The organism is Pseudarthrobacter sp. TE9888 (genome assembly GCF_056279345.1).
Genome location: NZ_JBWBRD010000002.1, coordinates 2,545,927 through 2,566,821 on the forward strand (window position 1 = coordinate 2,545,927; position 20,895 = coordinate 2,566,821).

Consider the following 20,895-nt stretch of genomic DNA (forward strand, 5'->3'; position numbering starts at 1 on the left):
CGTGGCACTCGTGACTTGGATCAAGCAGAAGGACAAGATCGACGGCGCAATGAAGGCCAAGGTCTACTCATTTTTCGAGAAGTTGCAGAAGGATGACACTGCACCGGGCCTCCACATCGAACCGATGCATATGCCTGCCGACCCTCGTGTCCGCACCGGCCGTATCGACTTGAACTACCGCGCAGTGCTGTTCAAAGTTGCTTTCGAGAACATCCCGCACTACTTCTACTACGGTGCGTGGCCTCACGACCAGGCAATCGACATCGCCCGATCCAGCGTGCTGCAGGTGAACTCTGTCAACGGTGTCCTCGAGGTGGTGCGGGCATCAACGCCAGCGGCCGGTGGGCCGTCGCCCGAGGCCGTCGTCGAGGAGCCAGTTGAGGTGGTTGAGCCGGAGGCTCCCGAGAAGAAGGTAGAGCCTGAATCACCACAGCTCTGGACGAACCCGCTCGCATCGTGCGGGATGGATCAGGGTGAGCTGGTTGGAAACCTTGGTCTCGCTGCCGATCTAGTGAGCCGAGCCTTCGCTGCTTCATCAGATGAGGAGCTTCTGGATGTACTGAGTGATGCCCCGGAGTGGCAGGCCACAGCGCTGCTGGAGCTTGCCGCAGGGACATCCGTCGGGGAAGTGCAGGAAAAGCTGGCCCTGAGCCGCTATGTCGACGATCCAGAAGAGTCCGAAGAGGACAAGATCAAGCGGGCGCTGGAGCACCCGGCAACAAAGATGCAGTTCACGTTCGTGGGGGACAACTCCGAAGAACTGAAGAAAGTCATCGAAGGCGGCGACTTCGACTCCTGGCGTACGTTCCTCCACCCCGAGCAGCGCATTTATGCTGAACGCCGCTACAGCGGATCCTTCAGGCTCTCGGGAGGTGCCGGCACGGGCAAAACTGTTGTGCTGCTTCACCGGGCAAGGGCGCTTGCTCTCGCGGAGCCTTCTTCTCGCATAGTGCTGACTACGTACACCACCACGCTTGCTGAGTCGCTTGAGAGCGGACTGGCAAAGCTCGACGCAGGTCTTCCTCGGGCATCCAAGCCTGGTGACCGGGGTATTCATGTTGCTGGTGTGGATTCGCTCGTCAGCAAGGTCTTCCGTGCCGCTTCCGAACTGGAACAGCGGCAGTCAATGAAGGATCTGTTTGGCCTTGAGGCTGCAGCTCCGGGCAAGATACTGGAGGCCGATCGAGCGCGCCAACAGTGGGAATCCGCGCTTAGCGACGTGGAGCACGAGCTGGAGCCCGAGCTCGCCAACCCCACGTTCCTGCAGCAGGAATATGAGACCGTTGTGCTGCCAAACTCTATTACGGGTAAAGACGAGTATCTCAAGGTCCCCCGCGCGGGGCGCGGTACCGCACTCAACCGCGCCAAGAGGCTGGCCGTGTGGAAGGTCATCGAGGGCTACAGGTACTACAACCGGATCGACATGCATGCCTCCTTTGTTGAGATGGCCCACCTCGCAGCGTTGGTGCTCCGGCAACGTAGTGAGAATGGCGTGACGCGGATGGCGGACCACGTGCTCATCGATGAGGCCCAGGACCTGCACGCAGGTCACTGGCTCTTCCTGCGGGAACTGGTGCAGCAGGGTCCTGACGACCTGTTTATTGCTGAGGACTCGCACCAACGCATCTACGGACAGAAAGTGCCGCTGTCCCGTTTTGGCATCGGAATTGTCGGCAGGTCTCGGCGGCTGACCCTCAACTACCGCACCACACAGCAAAACCTGGCGTACGCCGTCGGACTGCTGAAGGGTGTTCCGGTCACGGACATCGAGGGCACTGATGAATCCGTCAACGGCTATACGTCTTCCCGTGTGGGACCGAAGCCGCAGGAACACGCGGCAACGTCCTATGTGGAGGAGCTGGACAACCTCGCCCAGACGCTGCGGACATGGCAGGAGGAAGGCGTGCCGCTTGAAACAGTCGGTATCCTGGTTCGCGCGAACTTCCAGATTGGCAAGGTAATCAGCGGACTCAACGAACGGGGACTAGAGGCGCGGATTGCCGGTTCCACTGTTGTTTCCGGCGTGCCGTCTGTGATGACCATGCACCGGTCAAAGGGCATGGAGTTCACCCGAGTTGTTCTGTTCGGTATGTCGGATCAGTCGATGCCAGCCGCCTACCAGTTGCAGAATCTGGCTCCGGCCGAACAAGCGGATGCGCTTCTGCGCGAGCGTTCGCTCCTCTACGTCGCGGCTACCAGGGCGCGGGACGGGCTTGTTGTGTCATGGAGCGGCAAACCGTCAGAGCTGCTTGGTACAAAGTAGTTTCGATACATCAACGGTGATTGGGGGAGAAATGGTGGCAGGATCGACGGCGAAGAAGTCCCGATGGTGGGACGGGGACGCCAAGCAGCGGTACTGGATGGAACTGGTCAATGTGGACACGTGGGGGAGTGAACTCATTGCACCCGATACACCACGTTATGACTTGATGCGGGACGTGCGCGTTGGTGATGTTGTTCTCCATTGGGTTGGCAAGAACAACCCAATGCGCTTCAAATCCGGCATGTATGGCGCGTCGATCGTAGCGGGGGACCTTCAACCCCGTGCGGGTGACTGGGATGGGAAGCCTGCAAACACGATTCCCTTGACGAATTACACCCCGCTGCCTCGTCCGTATCTCCTGACCGATCTCCGTGCAGATCATCAGTCCGACATCCTCGGCATTAAGAGCGAACTTGAACGTGATTACTCCGGTCGCGGCAAATTCACCATCTATTTTCCGTTTCAGGAGCACCCAACGAGCGGGCTGAAACCAAACCAGGGATATCTGTTCAAGCTCCCCGCGGAGGTCATCGATGCGGCTCCGGACCTGCTACCGGACAGCGATTGGGGCGGCTTCGACCGCCCCCTGGTTGCGCCGCCGTTGAGCGGGCAAAACGGTGTGCGGCAGCGCTATGCTGGCTTCTGCGCGGATCCCGTCCTGAAAAGGGAAATTGAAATGCAGGCCGTGCGTCAGGCGATAAGGCATTACGAGTCTTCGGGGTTCACGGTGGAGGACGTCGGAGCATACCGGTCCTACGACCTGGAAGCAGTGCGCGGCGACCAAGTTCGCCGCGTCGAAGTGAAGGGTTCTCAAGGTCATGTTGAGAAGGTCATCCTCACCCGAAACGAGGTGAGCAATGCTAACGAATTCGACCGGACGGACCTGGTGGTCGTGGCTGAGATTCAGTGGGAGCGACATCTGGATGGCACCATCACCACCGAGGACGGCCTAATGAACGTGTATCCCGACTGGAAGCCGTCGCCCGAAAACCTCGTGCCCTTGAGTTATGAGTACTTCCTGGATTAAGGATCCCATGATGCGGCGAGGGGGTCGGACTCCCGACCCCCTCGCCGCACAAGGCATCAGTAGACTTTGTCGGCCAGCTTGTCCGCGAGATCAGAAGGCGAAAAGTCCTTCGTGTGATACGTGGTCCACCCCTGCTCCGCAAGCCAGTCGTCCCGTTCGTCGTCGCGGTCCACGAGTACTGCCACTCGGGAGGAAGGCCACAATAGATCTACCTGCCACTGGTTGTCTGGGCCAATGTCGGCCCCCCAGTCTCCGAGCTCCACCTCAACTTCTACAAGTTCGGGAATCAATTCCTTCAAATCGGGACCGGATTCCGCAAAGACGGTCAGCCAGGCGCTCTGCCTGATGCTCTCGGGGATGTCCACATGCTCAGGCTTTGCGGATTGTTCCACATCCGCGCCACCAGGCTCTCCCAGCGGATTCAACTTGGCCCACTCCAGAAACCCCAGACCGATCTGCCCGTGCACTCCGAATAGAGAGCCTCGGTCCAGATTTGAATTGAACAGTTCGCAGCTGGTCTCCGGCACGAGGACGCAACAATGGCACGCAGCGAGGTTACGGGCATCCGTACCGGAGCCTCGGGATTCGATGCACACAGGGTCGGCCGAGCACCACGACGTACGGAACAAGCCTTCATCCAGTGCAGGACCAAAACGCTTGGGGCTCGCTTGCGCTGCGATGCCACCCAGGCTGCCAGCCGAGTCCGATGAAGCCGTATAAAGAAGCACTCCGAGCTGATCCTGACCCACATAGAGACGTTCCCGGATTGAAGATGCCGGGTAGCCTGCGTCGAGAGAAAGCTGGTCGATGATGATGTGGGACAGTGTGTGGACCAGGGTCTCCAAAATGCTCACCGGGGAAGGGTCCAATCCCCGCTGCTTCGCTGCACGCTTGGCGTTGATCCACAAGGTATTTTCCCTGCCTGCGGCGAAGTCAGATTTTGCCCACGCTTCAACCTGTGACCTATCCAGGGCTACGAAGAGTCCCTCGCCGAGCGTCTCGATTGCGGGCAGCCAGTTCTGACGGTTGTCGTCAGGGGAGAGCGGTGACAGCTTTGCGTCGGGCTTGTCCTCGCCTCTCGGTTGCAGGCGGCTGAACCCGTAAAGTGCCCGCACTTCCCTGAGCCGAGTGATTTTTCTTGCCGCCTTGATCCAGTGCTGGTGGGCAGTTGGAACGGCTACTTTCTCAGCCACGAAATCTGTGTCAGGGCTGTCCTTCCGGCCGTTCATCAGCGCAAGGAACTCTTGCTCACGAAGCTGGTCTTCGGAGAGCTCAGTCTCTTCGCTGCCGTGGAATTGGCGTCGGATTTCGGCCCGCAGCTCGTCCACAGAGAAGCGTCCATCAAACTCCTGGACAACGCCCTCCAAAACCCAAGCCGATGCCGGTTCAAGGGCCTGAGGCTGGCTGAGCTGAGAAGCCTTCGACGTCACGACCTTGGCAAGAAACTCCGAGTAGGGCGGAATCGAGATTGCAGATCTGACTACCGGAAACCAGACGTTAGACGCACCACGCTGCACCGTCTTTGGAGGCTTCCCGCATTCACGCTCCCGGTATCCCCAGCCGAGCCACGGGCGGTTTCCCTGGCACTTCATCTCCTTCAAGGCGATGGAGTTGAAGGCGTCCGCCATCGTCCGGGATTTTCCGCAGGAACACCGGACCACCATGTCGGCCAGGGAAGATGTGCGGCCTTCCGAGGCAAGCGAAAGCAAGTGGTTGGCATCCTCTGTCGGGGTGAAGCCATGAACCCAATAGGAATAGGGAAAGTCGTCGATGTGCCCGTCCTCGCACGCGACGACGAAACGCGATGGAGTAAGTGGTGCCAGCGACTTACATAGGCCACACTTGGGATCCTCGTAGGAAGCTTGTAACTGCTGGATCTTCCCGAGGCGTTTGCAGTTAGGGCAGACGAGCAACTGAGGAAAACGGACGACCGGAATCTTCCCGCGAGTCCCGGCCGGGGGCAGTAGGAGCTCGGACACCCCCAGACTGCGAGCCAGGCGCGGCTCACTAACTGCCTTTAGGTGTTTCTTATCCCATTGGTCAATGCTTGTGATCATGAAGCTGTTATTTTCCGCAGGGAACAGGCTGCCGACTCCGAAAGTGGAAATCAACTGGCTGCGGCGGGCGGCGTAAGTCTTTCTAGCCAAGGGAGGCGTCCTTCCTCATAGGGGCCGGCCGAAGCGCGGTTTCTGCGTCAACGTCGCGCATGCTGCGGGGCGTGGGCCACGGAATGGTGCTGGTGCTGTAGACGAAGTCCGGGTCTTCTAAAGCTTTACTCGAATCGATGAGGAGCGATCGGGGCGAATTCCGCTTGCCCTCATAGGGGAGATCAGAGTCAGCAAGGGCAGCTTTCCGCCAAATGTTGAGAAGCCGCTCTAGCTCTTCGCGCGTGGCGGATGACTCCTCCGGATCGACGGATGCGACTCGGTTGGCTATCCAGGACATAACTTCGTCAACTGCTGGGGATTCATCTCGGACGTGCCCTGCAGTGCCGCGCAGCTCAGGGACAAGCATCCTCAACGCTGAGACTAGCGTCGCGTGAAGTCCGCGGTCTCGAGATCGTGCGGCGAAGGGCGTGGCACTGGTTGCTTCAACTGCCCGGTAAAGCGCTCCATGGAAGTCATTGAAGGATTCGTAGTGTGAGCGGTCCCGTGTGCGCGCTGCGTTGAAGATGGTCACTACCAGGCCCGGGTGCTGTCGCCCGACGCGGCTCGTTGCTTGAATGTACTCTGCGCTGGATTGGGGCTGTCCCATGACTGCCATAAGACCCAGACGGTCGACGTCCAGGCCAACTGAAATCATGTTCGTGGCCAATACAACGTCCTCAGGTACCTGGCCACTCATCAAGCTCTTCTCCAAGGACTTGAGCGCCTCTGGAATTTTGTGGTTTTCAACGCGGCTTGTCAGCTCACTCAATTGAATTCCACGCCCCTCAAGCCTGCCGTCGCGTTTCGCCAGCAGATTAAGCCGGGCCCGGACGTCGTCGTATACCTGAAGGTAAGCGGAGCCAAGAACCCGGAGACTGTTGAAGTACCCCATGAGCGTCCAGTAAGGGTCACGGTCTTCGGCCGTTGCCGCCTCAATAAGGTTGGCCGAGTGCAACAACGAGGCGTAGGTGCGGACCATGAGCGTCGCATGACTGGTGCCGGACGCGAGCACTCCAACGTATTGGCGTGTCCCGAATTGGTTAGAGGGGGCCTTCTGGGCAAAGAAGGAGTCGTCAGGATCAAGTCCCGGGGGCGGGAACAGGCTGGACTGACGGCTAAAGACGGACCGAATCTGGTCTTCAGCCCTTCGAATCGTAGCCGTGGAGGCAACGATCTTTGGTTTTCTGGCTTCTGAACCCCCTTCACGCCCGATGCCACTGGCGGCCAGGTCGACAGCCGTTTCGAACAATCCAACTGTAGAACCGAGGGGGCCGGAAATAAGGTGAAGCTCATCCTGGATAATCAGGTCCGGGCCCAGATCAGCAGGGGAGAGGCGTCCAAAAAGCGTTGCAATCTCGCCGCGCCAGGACATCCCTGCGAACTTGTCGACAGTGCCGATCACGAGCTCCGGACGCTCCCTATAGACATCCGTGTCGACTATATGAACGGGAAGGCCGTCAGTGAAGTCGCATGAACGATTGGAACATGTCACAGTCATTCGATCTGTGGGTACCTTGGTAATCCGGTAGTCGTCAACGGTGAGTCGGGTGCCACACCAGGGGCATGCTTCTATCTGTTTTGGGTTGCCCTCGATGACTTCCTGGTTGCTCCTGAGCTTCCCGAGGTTCGTCCTCGCAGTGGCAATGTCGTTCGGGGTGGCGCCTCCGCCGACCCAGAGCCCGATGCTGAACGGTGTGTCTCCCAGACGGTTCTCGTTGTCCAGCCGCAGGGATTCCAGGGAGCAGATGAGCATGGCGGCGCGCTCGAACTGTTGGATGGTCAGAAGTCGCAGTGTGTAGCGCATGATCACGGCAACGCCGCGAACGTTGCTGTCCCGAAGCCGACGAAGTAGTAGAAGGTAAGCGATAAGCCCGAGATAAGCTTCAGTTTTTCCACCACCGGTGGGAAACCAGAGGAGATCGGCTATGTCCCTTTCCTCGTGTTGGTCGTCCGTTAGAGACGGCAGATTGATGAGGATGAAAGCGATCTGGAAGGGGCGCCAGCTCTGCTCGCCAAGATTGAAATCGCCCTTGGCTCCTTTTCGTACCCAGTCCTGGCGGGAACGCTGCATGTGCATCGCTTTGTTCGCCAGCTGAAACGCCCCGAAGGCTTTTGTATCCTCGGCGAGCAATCTGATTCCAGCCTTGATGCGACTGTGGGCGATCCCCGCCTGTTTCATGTGTTCCTCCGCGACTCCGCGCAGATGGGGTGGCACGTACGCCGGCCCGTCCTGTGTTGCAGATGCAGTGGATGCTGCGATCCAGGACGAGTAGTCCTCTGCGAGGCGGTTGAGTTCGGCAACGACTTCGTCGCGAGAGGCTGTTGCCATGAAAGGCAGCGACAGATTCGCGGCACTGCCTCCCGCCATGGATCTGTGGACGTCTTGCCGGGGGACAAACGTTGACGAGACTCGTTGACAAAGCCGCCCGTCGACGTCGGCCTCTTTTACTTCGATTGCGCACCCGTGGCCTGCCCCGAAGACCATGTGGTTGCGGTAGAGAAGCTCCGAGGACGCTAAGTCGGGGTCTGACGGGACGCTGGTGCGGAGCTTGGAACGGTCTACCAGCGCCGGGACTGGCGTGTGGACTGAAACGCCGGCCTGGAACCAGCACGCCACATCCTTGTCGGAGGCTGGGTCCGGCTTGGGTTGCGTGTTTCGGAGAACAACGGTGACGGTAATAACAGCATCTTCCGGGGCACGCACCAATGCATACAGCTCCAGGGCGCCGCCCTCAAGCAGGTGACGCTGAGGTCCAGATGCAGCAAGATCTACCTCGATCTCGGGCAAATCAGCGGCAGTTCGCTGCCAATCATAAGTGTCACGCCGTTTGCTGCCACTCTCCCTGACGGTAGCTATTGGCGTATAGCGCGCTGCCGTTGGGGTGACAGCCAGGGACGTGGAACGGTTTGTATCCACGGAGACGGTAAGGCCTACACTGCTGGGATAGGTCAGGCGGGCGTTCGCGACGGAGCTGTCGACGGAGGCCTCTCCTGAAGCTGCAGCAACCGATTCTGGCTCGTCAGGGGCTTCGACGTAGGTGTCGTCAGCTGCGGGCCAAAGAACGCCCGTCACATAGCGCTCCAGCGGACGTTCCGTGATGAGTTCATCGGTAGAGCCCGGTCCATAAAGATCTGTTTCAAGGCGGTCCACCATCTCACGGCGGAAGGCGTACTTGGCATCGAGTTTTGACACTTATTGCTCCTAGTTCTTCGTCCGCGTGATCAAACCAGTCAGCCGGGGGACCAACCACATGCCCGAGGAGCCTAACCCAGTTAATTTCGTCTCTTCCGGGTGGCCGGTAGCGCATTCGATGGACGTGACGCGCGCGCCCGTGAATCCTGCAGGCCATTCGTCCCTGCGGTGGGTCTTGAATGCAAAGTTCTTCTTCAGTGCGTACGCGAAGGATGGGCTGGTTCGCCCGATAACCTTGCCTTCACTGGTCGTCAATACATAGCGGGGCACTTCGCCGGGCTCCGGCTCGGATTGCAGGGAGCCAGACACTACCTGGCCCAAGAGGTCCTCCAATACGAGGTTGTCCTGTATTGCCTGGGCGTCGCCGTCTTCGGGGTAGTAAGGGGAGACGTCATCGATGTCCGAGTTGAGGAACTCCATCCGGGCGTTGTACGCGCCATACTTTCCGTAGGCCTTTTCCAACCAGCGTCCAGTTGATCCGTCGGCGCGCTGAAGCAGCTTCTTCGGCAACTTCGTGGAAATGATCTCTTCCCGTGCGCGGGTCAGCGCAACGTATTTTTGCTTGAGCGTTGCCTCGTTCTGCTCAGCGGCCGGCGATCCAAATTCAGGCTGCAGATAGAGGACGTTGGTGAACTCAAGCCCCTTGGCTCGGTGAACGGTGGAGGCTATAAGGCTGGCAGTATCTGCCACTGTCAGAGTTAACGGGATTGAACGGCTGCGGAGTCGCTGACTCAGCTGGGGAACATTCAAGGAATTGTAAGCCGTGAAATTCCCTTCAGCCGTCTTTAGCGCAAGCCACAGGTCAGCTGCTGAGTCGCCAAAGAGAGCGGTAAGGCGTGACTTGATGTCGTCCGCATCGTACGTTCGATCTTCGAGGTCTTTGAAGACCTGGTGCACCCAAGGCGCCACACTCATGTCCTGAGCTTTCCGGCGAACTAGATGCGGATAGCCGTTTTGCCACAGAAGTTCGCTCGCGATAAGCACCTCGTAGTTTGTTGAACAGAGGAGGGCCGTCGTCTCGCCGTCGTTCGGGCTTAGCGCCCCGGACTCATTTAACACCGAGGTGCTGGACACTTGCCTTCGGAAGTCGTCAAGAAGGCCGTGTGCTGTCTCTGAACCTGAATCATCGAGCTCACCAAGGCTCCGTATTTCGTCACCCACAGAAATGAGCTCCCGGGTACGGTCAGTGACCGCCCGGTAGTGTTTCTCCAGCGCGAAGTGCTCGGCGCCGAAATCGCTCACGAGTCTTTCGATAAGTTCTGCCGACGTTAGTTTCGACTTCGATTCATCCAGCTGGAAATCGTAGATGCCCTGAAGGGGATCACCAAGAACGGTAAAGCCAAGGTCGTCTCCAAGGGCGGATAGCAAGGCCAGAACAAGCTCAGCACGATCGCCCACGAGGTCCTGGGCTTCATCAACGAGAATGTGCTTTAGGTTCAGGATTCGGTCGGGCGTCTCGTCGCCAGCAATGTATTGCGTCGCTTTCCGGATCCGCGCGTCGAAGCTGTTACCAAGAATGTCTTCGTCCATGTCGATCAGTATTTGTGCGGCAAAGGAGTCAAATGTCCTGATCTGCAGGCCATCCAGGTCATGCACACGAGCACGTTTACGCACTGCTTCTACGGCGGCTCGTGAGAAACTCAGCACTAGAATCTCGTCTGCCGGGTTTAGACCGTCTTCTACGAGTGTTTTCACTCGGGCAAGAAGCACTTCGGTCTTGCCTTGCCCCGCCGCGGCGGTGACAAACAGCCTGTCCTCTGGTTCCGCATCTGCTACGGCCCGCTGGCTCTCGTCCAGCTCAATTTCAGCGAGCACCAATTGCCTCGTTCCTCCAGAGATAGTCGAACTGTGTGAACGCCAATTTGTGTCCATACTGGTCCAGATTGTCCTTGACGTTCACGATCAAGACTTCTTCGCTACCGCCGTTACGCGGACCGCGAAGGCCGCGACCGATCATCTGTATGTATTTGTTCGGTGAGAAGGTTGGACGGCATACGTAGACAGCATCTACCCTAGGCGCGTCAAATCCTTGGGTGAGCACATCGAAGTTTGTGAGCACCCGGATCTTTTCATTCCGGAAGTCCTCGATAATTGAGCGTCGGTGGCCGAGGTCGGTCTTTCCTGAGATGGCGGCGGCAGGAATGCCCTCCACCGACAGGACAGCCGCAAGTGCCTCAGCATGCTCCACCGACGCGGCGAAGACGAGCGTGGGCCCACTCGTCTTCGACGCCTTGATGTGATCCAAAATAGCTTCGTTACGCTGCGTGCTGTCCGCAACTTGCTGGAGGTCGATCCTTGCCTCGAGCATCGAGCTTTGTGACTCTTGATCCGTAGCGGAAGGCATGTCCTTCAGCCTTAGTTCGATGCCCTTCAGTTCCTCGTGGTTGACTCTGGCCAGGACTTCGATGCTCTGCAGGTACTCGTGCGCATTTTCCGCATCGAACTCATCTGGTTCAATGAGATTCCTGCCAAAGCGTGCAACAAGCCGTTCTGTCTCTTTCTCGTTGGATCCCCGATACGGCGTGGCGGACAGCCCCAGCAGTGATCGCGACTTCTCAGTGTAAGAACGGCCCAACCAGGTTAATACCTGTATGTACTGCGTAGTAGTTGCTCCGTGGGCCTCATCAATAATGACCAGGTCCGGATCGGACATCCAGTCGTACATCTGGCGCCGGTTTTGGTAAATGCTGAAAAGTGTCTGAATTGTCGCGACGACCAGGTGAAGTTTGGTCTCCTCACGGACGGCTTTGTTTCCGCCCCATAGCCTGCTCACCGCCATCCGTTCGCCAGGAGAACCTGCAGCTTGCCAAACGTATGTCCAGGTTTCGATGGCTTGCTCACATAGCTCGTCAGACTGCGCAATCCACAGGACCAGACGACGTTGGTCCTTGGAAGTCGAGGCAATATCCCTGATCACCGATTCGACGGCAACCCGGGTCTTGCCAGCCCCCGTCGGAAGCTGCACTAAGCCACGCCGATGTGGAGTTCGCTGAGCCAGAAGATCGCAAATCTTCCGGCTTGTGGATTCTTGGTAGGCGTGTAGCGGCTTAAGGCCCACGGGTCCGACAAATTCTTCGCGTTCCGGTTTTCTCTTGATGGATTCGCCGGCAAGTGCCGGGGAGAAGCCGAGTTCCTTGACAAATTCCCGAGCCGTTCGACCTCCACGGAACTGGTCAGGCGTTTCGATTCCAGCCTCTTCAAGCGCAGGTTTGAGAACCTTGAGCAAGCTGCTGCCATGGAGATTACTGACGATATCGAACATGCGTTCATCGGTTAGTTCCAGATCCCGCGCTGCCAGCATTTTCATGACACTTTCAGGGATCAATTCGCGGAGGGTTTCCCTCCCCACGAGCTCGGCCACTTTGCCGGCATCGGTCTTTTGTTTGTTCACACGTCCAATTCGAGCCTGAGCCTCATCGTCTCTCTTCAGCTGTCGCATCGCCTGCACGACCTGAGCCGAGGAACGTTTGCTCCCAAATGCACCGAGAATGGTAGTGAGCAACGCCTGGTCGCCTTGAGGAGCACGGTAGTAGAGCATGCCATCTTGTAGGTAGGAGGCTCTTGGGGTGGCAACTGATCCCGAGTCGTAGCTGTTCGTCTGAACCTCCTCCACGGAGACGCATGGAACACACAAGGTCTGAACGGCAACTTCGCTGGCCGCCCGTTTGAGGTAGGGGAATTGCGATTTGATACTTTTCGGCTCTTCTCCTTCAACCGGGATGCCTCGAGCCGAGGTAAAGAATTCGACTGTGACGGGTTTGATTCCCCAGTTCTCTGTCAGGGCCTCATCCAGATCTGAATGACCTGTGTACAGGACCGGGATGTTGGCTGTTTCAACGAGGTAGTCCCGAGATTTAAGATCGACTGCCAGGAGTACATCTGATGCTAGATAGCGTGTATTTCGGCCCCCGGTAAGGGGAGTAAGAAGCTCCTTCGGCGGACGCACATCGAGTGCAGCTAATGCCCCATAGAGTTCGTGCAGCTGCAGCATCGGAAGACCCTGTTCGGCCAGAGAAAGTACGAAACCCCAGTGGATGTGGCGAGGATCAGTTGGCAACCGTAATGCGGCAGCCTCTTCTTCGCCTGGGAAGGGCAGGTAATCGGTTGGTATGCCATCAACTTTGCCGACACACCGCTTGGTGTCCACCAATCCGATGGGGGTCTCGAAAGCCCCATAGTTTTTTACCCACCATAGATCCGGAGCATCTACCGTTTCTGCCGGTCGAAAACCGCTGCTGAATTCGACCTTTGACGGATACTGCGGCCTTCCCAGAATCGTCCGTGTTACCTTCGCCCGAGTCGTTGCTGACGCCTCGTTGAGAAGGTGTAGTCCGTCCGTGGTCAAGGCCTGATTGAAGCGTATGCCGGCCTCGGAGAGGGGAGCGGGTCCGTTACGAGATGCGTTGGCAATTCGGGTCGCCTCAGAGTGCTTCCACAGATCGTAGGTTGCACCGCCTCGAGCCATCTTTGCGTCCGGGAGTGCTGTCCTCGCGCCGAGGTTCTTAAGAAGGGCGAGGTCGTTAGCGTGGAACTGGTCGTCCACTACAAGATGTTCATCACCAACACTGTTTTGAGCGAACAGTCCGCCGGGGAGCCAAACGTTGCCAAGGGGACGCCACTGATGATCACGGCACCGAACCAAGACTTTCGCAGGCTCCGTTCTCTCGTTGATTACAGCCAGACTCTCGGGGACTGCTAGCGACCGAGTAAGCCTCCATAGAGACTGCGCGAGCTCGGCGTCGGAGTAGTCCTGGGCCACTTCGCTCGCGACTCGGTTGACGATACCCCGGCCGTCTTGCGCTTGGAGGTCAAGGGCACGGAGGTAGCTGTTTGCGTTGCCGTGGTGCATCAAGTCATAGGAGACAACGTTTGCGGATTCGTCGTCGGCGCTCATGGGAAGGAACACTCTTGACGTGATCGGGGCTTGAACGCTGCCGTCGGACATAAGAACGATACGGCTTCGACGCATGGCTGGTCGGTAATCCGCATAGGACTTGTCGATCATGGCGGCCAGTTGCAGCGCATTTTCGTAGTCCTGCAGCTCGCCTCCCGCAACAACCTCCTCCAGCCATTCCTCAAGAGACGCGCGCTTGAAGTTCGCTTCCTTCAAAATTCGCATGACCTGGAATTCTCGTCTTAAAGCAGACGCGTGTAACCACAGCCGGTCTGCAGGGACCCAGGACTCCCACAAAGCGATAAGGCGGGTGGCTTCTTCTAGTGCAGGCTGCACCTTAATTTCATTCGGGAGCCTGAGGACGCCTGATCTGTCCGGCAGGCATGGCGCAAAAGGCAAAATCTCGAAGATCGGTTTGTTGATCACGGAGTCTGCCCAAGAGCTTGACTCTTTATCACGCGAGGGCAGAATATCCAAAAACAGCGCAGGATCTCCTGGGGTTCTGAGGTCGTTCAGCGCGCTTGCCACCATTCGCGGAAGTGTCCGGGTGAGGATTTCCCGGTTATAGAGAGTCTCAAGCATGCTGTGGCGGTCTTCGTTCATCTTGAAAGCAGCATTAACGATTCCGCGAAGCGAGGTCTCGTGCTGGGTGGGGAAGTAGTTCCAGAAACGGCCCATCTTTCGGCGCTGATTATCCGTGAGTGGGACCGCCCAGGTTACATCCACCTGCTTGCGGGCGACAATGCTCCCAGCTTCGACGGTTGCCTGAGTACTGACGAAATGTTTGTCCCGAAAGATGCGCCATTCGTTTGTTGTGGTTCCGTCACTGAGGCTTACTCGGTTACCCTCCCTAGCGGCTGACCAAATGAGGGCGGATCCGTCGATCCGATCCTCGAACTCCAGAGTTCCAATTTTTTCGGAGAAAAGAAGAAACTCGCCGGGGAATTTTTTGATCTCTTCGGACAGCCACGAGACATTACCTGTGAGCGGCAGCTTCACAACGGTGGAGGCCCAAGGAAACAATTCGGCGAGAACACCGTCGTCGGCCGCTGCTATGTCCGGGTCCACGGGTGTGGCTAGTCGAAGAACAGGGTACGTTTCGAGGTTGGGATACAGATCCTGAAGCAGTTGCCGGCTTCTAGTCTGGCTCCACGATACAGAACCGCTGCGGCTGTAAATCTTTGGATCGGCAGTTACCTGGATAACGGACTTGAAACCTAGTCCAAAGCGCCCAATCTCATCGTCACGCTTTTCAGATGAGTGGGAGAGCATTAGAGTCCGAAAGCCCGCCTCGGAAAAGGCCTGGCCCTCGTTGGCGCAATAAAGCGCATCCTCCGTCAAGACCACTTTGATGCGACCACCCGCATCCTTGATGGCGTCGGCCGCATTCTGTATGAGTTCGTTTAGCTGCTTCCGGCCGTAGCCGCCTTGGGAGATAGCAGCTTCAATGTTGCTGTGCTCGCGGACAAGGTCAGGACGGGCCCTGTAAGCATTGAGTGCGCTCTGTGTTTCAGCCGCAACAAACTTGCTGAGCGGCGAAGTCACGCCGGCCCATGAATCCCGAACCATCATTGGTTCTGTCCCCCACATCGAGATCAGTGCTATCGGCCACCGCCGAAGTCTTCTCGATAATATTTACCACCAAGATGCGACTTTTGCCCGCAGACTCCTGGTAAGGCGAGGCGTCTTAGAGGTGCTGCACGAGTTGGCGGGCTATGGCCCTGCCCAGGGCTGTGGGGACCGCATTGCCGATCTGCTTGGCTATGGCAGTTTTTGATCCAACCCATAGTCGGTCGTCCGGGAAGCCCTGAAGCTTTGCAGCCTCAAGATGAGTGATTGCGCGGTGCTCCGTGGGGTGGAGGTAGCGCCCTTTTTCTGGCTTGAAGAACTCGGTTCGGACCGTAACGGAAGGCTTGTCCCAATGGAGTCGTCCCATCACGTCACCGGAACCCGAGTTGTGATTCAACCAGCAAGGAGCTTTGAGTCTGTCAGGAAGATTGAACCGGTTTCCGCCCTCGGGGATCCACCCGAAACGTTCGAGCGATTCCGTGGCATAGTCACGGCTTAGATGCAGCTCAGAAGTGCGGAAAGCGCCAGCGAAGATACGTCCCGCATACTCCGTTGTGCGCGTCGGCAGCAACGTTTCTCGGACACGGGTGTCAATTCCTTCCAGAGCTTGCCGCACCGTCCGGTGACGTCCAATATGAGTTGGCATCGGGAATCCAGGGAATGGTAGGTCCTTGTGATGGCCTATAAGTATGGCGCGCTTGCGGGCCTGAGGAGCTCCGTAGTCGGCCGCGTTAAGGACGTGCCACTGGAAGTCGTAGTCCTTGATGAGCCCTTTCGCGCCGGTAGCTTCCCGGAAGTTTTGGAGCTGCTGTGACTTGCTAAAAGCAGGTACGTTTTCGACTATGAAGTACTTCGGTTGTGCCCGTACAAGGGCTTCTGCGTAGGGCTGCCACAGAGTATTTCTGATGTCCTCTGGGTCCTGCTTTCCCAGCTGGGAAAACCCCTGGCACGGCGGCCCACCTATGACGACGTCCACCTCGGGGACCTTTTCGTTCAGCAGCCAATCCTGGATTGGGCCCGCGTAAACCTTGTCCCCGAAAGTTGCCGCAAAGGAGGCAGCCGCTGACCACTCAAACTCGACGGCGCGTTCAGTGAGGAACCTCGGGGAAGCTGCGTAGAAACCCTGCGTTAATCCACCGGCTCCAGCAAAGAGATCCAAAACTGTAACGGACCTTGCGGTCTTCTTGCGCTCGTAGGGAGCGACTGGGGCGGCGACGGCTCTACTCATGGTGCACTAAGAATATCTGCCTGGGGCACGTAGTCTCGTGCCTTCGCCTCGTGTCTCGATCGATACGTTTGCCCAGGATTCGCAACTTCAGAGGGTCGACGGTTTCCGTGCTGCTGGTTCGTAGCCCAACGACCGTGGGGTTGTCTGATGCCGTCCGCGTCGCCGACAGCTGAGGTCCTCAGCAATGCTGGCCGAAGCTCTTTCGCCCAGGTCCGGTCAGTCCACGGATCTGCCTTGTAGGCGGCGTCATGCGGTAACAGTGATCCATATTCGGTTTGCGGATGGAGACATCGGCCCGGAATGTCTCCGTCCCGAAGTTCTTGCGCTTGGATTGTCAGCTGACGGCTCCTTAAGGCGGGGCGGGAGTCCCCGGGCTTCCCAGGTTGCAATCTCGATCGTCGGACAGTTGAAATGCTCGCTTTGAGCTTTGGCTCCGCAATTGCTGATTAGTGCTTGCGGCACAAATTCAACGTCCTCGGGCAGCCCGTTAGCTGTGCCAGAATGTTGCCATGAGTGAACAGTCGCCAGCTGGATGGTACCCGGATCAAGAAGGCAAAATGAGCTACTGGGACGGTGCGGCCTGGTCGGAGCTGGTTGAGGGGCCGGGAACGGATGATAGCTCTCTCCCTAGCATGGGCACAAAGAAGGAAGGCGCCTTTTCTAAGCTGGGAGCGGTGGTAAAGAAGGCCGCGGCGGATAGGCTGGATGCGAAAGCAGAACTCGAGCGGAAGCATGCCGTGGACGCGGAGGCTGCTGGCGCGCTCGTAACCCGTGGCATCTTCGGCGCCTCAACAGTCGAGATTTACCAAGGCGGCTACGTACGTGTCGCAACGGGGGCCTCTACTGCCACTCAACCTGCGAGCATCGCCAAGAATACGCCGTACGAGAAGTTGCGCTCGATTAAGTTCACTCACCCAGGGCAGGACCAAGCTTCCGACGCAGCCTCCGGCTTGGAGAGCGCGCTCGGTCCAGCGCTCGCGGGCTTGATGAAGGGCGGAAAAGCCTTCATGAAAGGTAGCGCGCCGGGTCTTGCGGTTGCGGGCATAGCGCACCTCGCAACCAACGAAGCGCGGAAGCCTTTCTTAACAATTGTCACTGACAGGCAGATTCACACGCTCATCAATCAAATCAGCAATGGTGTCTTCAACAAGAGCGCCAAGGGTCACAACGAGGTTGGCCTCGTGCTGGAGGCTGCGGGTAACTCGGTGCTCGGAGCAGTCGATGTGGACGCACATGAAACCGCGTCAGAGCCTCAACCTGTCATAGTAGGTCTGGCCGCCACTGTTCCGAGCCTCGCAGATAGACTCCGTGAGTTGGCTGACCTGCACCGGGACGGAATCCTCTCCGACGACGAGTTCGCTGCCGCAAAAGGGAAGTTGATCGCCGGGCTCTGAGTCCGGTGCTTTCCAGAGACAAACCCTTTGTTGCTGCAGGGGGCAAGCGATGAGGAGCGCTGGCTTGGCAGGTTCCCGCAGGCTCAAGTGATGCGATCAACCGCCGCCGCAACCTGGTTTCGCAGATGCCGTCCGCGGCGGTGACGTCGGCGCCCAGGAACGCCTGGTTGTCAAAACACAACTGCTCCAAAGCCGCCTCAGCCAGCGGACCCACAAACACTGCGAAAGGCTAACCAGTCGGCCGCCTCGGCAATCCACGGCGATGCCTTCTGAATCGGGCAGGTCCTGAAGGTGTTGATGCCCGGCGTAGTGACAGAGAGCTTCTCGGCGGATCCTCTTGTGTTCAGCAGCTCAAGGAGACATCGAACGCGTTGACGGTCATTCCCTGGTCCGACAAGTCCGATTGAGCCGCGACCCGGTGCAGGGAGGGCGGCAGGTGAAAATCTGCGGCCGCCCACGCCTTCGGAACGCGCGGTCCTTGCTGGTCCATGTGTGACCGGGCCGTTTTGCTCACTCGCTTAGTTTCGAATTATCTTCCTTCTGGTAGCGCGATTCCCTGCTCCTGCCACTGGCCGTAAGTCATGCCCGTGGAAGGGATGCGCCAGCTGGTCCGGCCGTTGGTGGTCCGTCCCGCTATGACAGCGCCTGCTGCACTGGGGCTCTTGAAAACATGCGTCTTCCCGAAACGGGCTGCGGGTCCATCAGCAATGAGAACGCCTGCGGCGATCAGTTTTTGATGAAGCTTGTCGTAGGCGTGATTGGTCCCGACCCATGCGGGCCGAGCTGCCGATCCTTCGAGGACAGCGAATTCGCCGTCGGTCTCTTGAGCGTACGCAGTGATTCCGAGGTTCGTTAGCGTCATCTCAAAGACCGGGGAAGTGCTTTCTGTGCCTGCCGGGCTGCCGGCAGCTTCGCTTGGAGTCGGCAAGCTGCGTAAAGCGTCGACACCAAGAACCGGGAGAATGATCTTGGCCTGATCAACGAAGTACTCCATATCCGACCTGTCGGCTTCGGGGAGCGGAAGTGGAGCGGGTGCGGTTCCGTTGGTCACTATTGTGCGGCCCGCAGCCTTGGCGATGTTGATAAAGCGACTTTCCAGGTATCTGGCATGGGCTTTTGTGAGGTTCGCGTCCTTGCTGGTCAGCACGATTGCTCGGTTCCAGAAATCTTTGCCGCCCTTGTCTTCGGGCTTATGGTGCATCTTCAAACGCTCGCCGACATTGTCACCTTCGCCGATATAAATGAGTGTTTCATCAGGATCCTCCACGCCATAGCCGAGCAGGACGTAGATGCCTGTGCGTTGGACTTCTTCACGGCGAAGCAGCTCAGCGAGATCGGACCGGCTAGCCGCGATGACGTGCCCAGTCCAGTTCATGATCTCTGCCGTCAGCATTCCCCCGGGAGTGCCGTCGACTAGGAACAAGCGAACCTGCTTACCAATGGCCATAAGTCTCGTCCTCTGAACGTGCGCCTAGGCTCATCCAGCCGCGAGCCGAAATGAGTCTAGGGCATCGGCGGTTCATGTCCGCGGCAACGCGTGGCTCGGGGTAATCATCGCTCTGGTACAGGGCCGGATGCCTCTGGCCGAGTGCCGTTCAGAATGGCACGATCGCCGGGTATGGCCTGCACCCACCGCTGCGCTGGCCCCTGTATCCCGTCTCACTAAAGGAAGAACCCATAATGAAGGCAGCACGTTTCCACGCCCGCAAGGACATCCGCATTGAGGACATCCGGAGCCGGAACTCCGCGCCGGGGCGGTGAAGATCGACGCGGCGTGGTGCGGCATCTGCGGCACTGACCTGCACGAGTACTTGGAAGGGCCCATCTTTTGCCCGGCACCGGGGCATCCGCACCCGCTCTCGCACGAGGAATCCACGGTGACCCTGGGGCACGAATTCTCGGGGACTGTCTCTGAAATGGGCGAAGGGGTGACGGGCCTCGCGGTGGGTGACAACGTCGTCGTCGAACCCTATTTCGTTGCCCGCAGCGGCGTGAAGACCGGCGACACCGCGCTGGTGGGCGGGTCCGGGCCCATCGGGCTGCCAACCGCTGCGGTTCTCAAAGGTATGGGGGTGACGACGATCATCAGCGAGCTCACCCAGGCGCACAAGGAGAAGGCCACCTCCAGCGGCGTGGCGGACCATGTCCTTGACCCCAGCCAGGAGAACGTGCCGGAGCGGGTGCGGGAGCTCACCGGCGGGACCGGGGCCGACCTCGCGTTCGAATGCGCCGGCGTGAACGCGGTGCTGGACACCATGCTCGACGCCGTCCGGCCCGGCGCCGTGGTGGTCAACGTGTCCATCTGGGGCGCGCCGGCCACTCTGGACATGCAGAAGCTGGTGCTGAAGGAGATCGACCTGCGCGGCACCATCGCCTCCGTCCGCGACCATCCCGCCGTGATCAAGTTGGTGCAGGAGGGCAAGGTGGACCTCAAGCCGTTCATCACGGGCCGGATCGCTGGAGGACCTGGTGGAGCAGGGCTTCGACACCCTCATCAACCACAAGGACACGGCGGTGAAGGTGCTGGTGCACCCGTAGCTTCTGGATAGGGCACCGGTGCGAGGACGACGGCGGGAGGCAAGTTTCGTTGTCGTCCTTCCTACCGCAACTGCCGCTGACAGGTAAGCGCGTTACATGTAACGTTGTTTTCATGAGCGTTAGGGACCGTGTCGCGCGGCACCGGGTAGCCATGCGCGAGCGAGGCTTTCGTCAAATTCAGATGTGGGTGCCGGATGCGCGTACGGACGAGTTCAAGCGCGAGGCCCAGCGCCAGGCGCGCGCCGTCGCAGCCACTGACCGCACTACAGACGACCAGGATTTCGTCGAACAGATTTCAGAGGACTGGCCGGAGTGAACCGCGGCGAGTTGTGGACGGTATCCGGCGGGACCTATGCCCAGAAACCCCGGCCGGGACTCATCGTCCAGGACGACCTCTTTGCCGAGTCGGAGTCTGTCACTCTCCTACCCCTGGCGTCGTACCTCGTGGATGCCCCACTGCTGAGGCTGACGATTGACCCGGGAAAACTGAACGGTCTGGATCGCACAAGCCAAATCATGGTCGATAAGCTCACAACCGTACGCCGAACCAATCTCGGACACAGGATAGGGCGGATTGATTCAGAAACGATGGTGGCTGTTGAACAGTCGCTCGCTGTCTTTCTCGGCCTGGCGCGGTAACTG

General features: G+C 58.6%; 11 protein-coding genes and 1 pseudogene. 6 read left to right on the plus strand and 6 right to left on the minus strand.

What is annotated here, in order from left to right; genetic code table 11:
* Nucleotide 1: 1 nt before the first annotated feature.
* Nucleotides 2-2,263 (plus strand): 3'-5' exonuclease, encoded by a 2,262-nt coding sequence (locus ACZ9J7_RS12465; RefSeq protein ID WP_476209784.1) that lies wholly within the window; start codon nt 2-4, stop codon nt 2,261-2,263.
* Nucleotides 2,264-2,360: 97 nt separating this feature from the next.
* A complete protein-coding gene (locus ACZ9J7_RS12470; RefSeq protein ID WP_476209785.1) occupies nt 2,361-3,290 on the plus strand; it encodes a protein NO VEIN domain-containing protein in 930 nt (309 codons plus the stop codon).
* A gap of 56 nt (nt 3,291-3,346) precedes the next feature.
* Here the strand turns inward: ACZ9J7_RS12470 and drmB are convergent, their stop codons facing one another.
* The 5 genes from drmB to ACZ9J7_RS12495 all read right to left on the minus strand — a co-directional run bounded on the left by drmB (nt 3,347) and on the right by ACZ9J7_RS12495 (nt 16,321).
* On the minus strand, nt 3,347-5,437 hold the full coding sequence (drmB, locus tag ACZ9J7_RS12475; protein WP_476209787.1) for a DrmB family protein: 2,091 nt from the start codon (nt 5,435-5,437) through the stop codon (nt 3,347-3,349).
* Nucleotides 5,430-8,630 carry a helicase-related protein gene (locus ACZ9J7_RS12480; protein ID WP_476209788.1) on the minus strand — a complete coding sequence of 1,067 codons (3,201 nt, stop codon included), beginning with the start codon at nt 8,628-8,630 and terminating at the stop codon, nt 5,430-5,432. The genes drmB and ACZ9J7_RS12480 overlap by 8 nt, the downstream gene beginning before the upstream one ends.
* Nucleotides 8,631-8,639: 9 nt before the next feature.
* The gene (locus tag ACZ9J7_RS12485; RefSeq protein ID WP_476211851.1) at nt 8,640-10,445 is read right to left on the minus strand and encodes a UvrD-helicase domain-containing protein; all 1,806 of its coding nucleotides are present in this window, start codon (nt 10,443-10,445) and stop codon (nt 8,640-8,642) included.
* The gene (locus tag ACZ9J7_RS12490) at nt 10,435-15,069 is read right to left on the minus strand and encodes a DEAD/DEAH box helicase (RefSeq protein ID WP_476209789.1); all 4,635 of its coding nucleotides are present in this window, start codon (nt 15,067-15,069) and stop codon (nt 10,435-10,437) included. Before ACZ9J7_RS12490 ends, ACZ9J7_RS12485 begins: the two co-directional genes overlap by 11 nt.
* A 142-nt stretch (nt 15,070-15,211) precedes the next feature.
* Nucleotides 15,212-16,321, minus strand: coding sequence for a DNA cytosine methyltransferase (locus ACZ9J7_RS12495; protein ID WP_476209790.1), 1,110 nt, complete (start codon nt 16,319-16,321; stop codon nt 15,212-15,214).
* Nucleotides 16,322-16,830: 509 nt separating this feature from the next.
* Between ACZ9J7_RS12495 and ACZ9J7_RS12500 the strand changes: the two genes are divergently transcribed.
* Nucleotides 16,831-17,715: an SHOCT domain-containing protein gene (locus tag ACZ9J7_RS12500; protein WP_476209791.1), complete on the plus strand. Its 885-nt coding sequence runs from the start codon at nt 16,831-16,833 to the stop codon at nt 17,713-17,715.
* A gap of 529 nt (nt 17,716-18,244) precedes the next feature.
* On the opposite strand, the gene ACZ9J7_RS12505 is transcribed toward ACZ9J7_RS12500, so the two are convergent.
* Entirely contained in the window at nt 18,245-19,162 is a 918-nt protein-coding gene (locus ACZ9J7_RS12505; RefSeq protein WP_476209793.1) for a GIY-YIG nuclease family protein, read from the minus strand.
* A 233-nt stretch (nt 19,163-19,395) separates the two neighbouring features.
* Here ACZ9J7_RS12505 and ACZ9J7_RS12510 point away from each other — a divergent pair.
* From ACZ9J7_RS12510 to ACZ9J7_RS12520, 3 genes and pseudogenes are all read left to right on the plus strand, one after another.
* A pseudogene (locus ACZ9J7_RS12510) lies at nt 19,396-20,253 on the plus strand (2,3-butanediol dehydrogenase).
* Nucleotides 20,254-20,365: 112 nt separating this feature from the next.
* The gene (locus ACZ9J7_RS12515) at nt 20,366-20,569 is read left to right on the plus strand and encodes an antitoxin MazE-like protein (RefSeq protein ID WP_476209794.1); all 204 of its coding nucleotides are present in this window, start codon (nt 20,366-20,368) and stop codon (nt 20,567-20,569) included.
* The gene (locus ACZ9J7_RS12520) at nt 20,566-20,892 is read left to right on the plus strand and encodes a type II toxin-antitoxin system PemK/MazF family toxin (RefSeq protein ID WP_476209795.1); all 327 of its coding nucleotides are present in this window, start codon (nt 20,566-20,568) and stop codon (nt 20,890-20,892) included. The genes ACZ9J7_RS12515 and ACZ9J7_RS12520 overlap by 4 nt, the downstream gene beginning before the upstream one ends.
* The last annotated feature ends 3 nt before the right edge of the window (nt 20,893-20,895 follow it).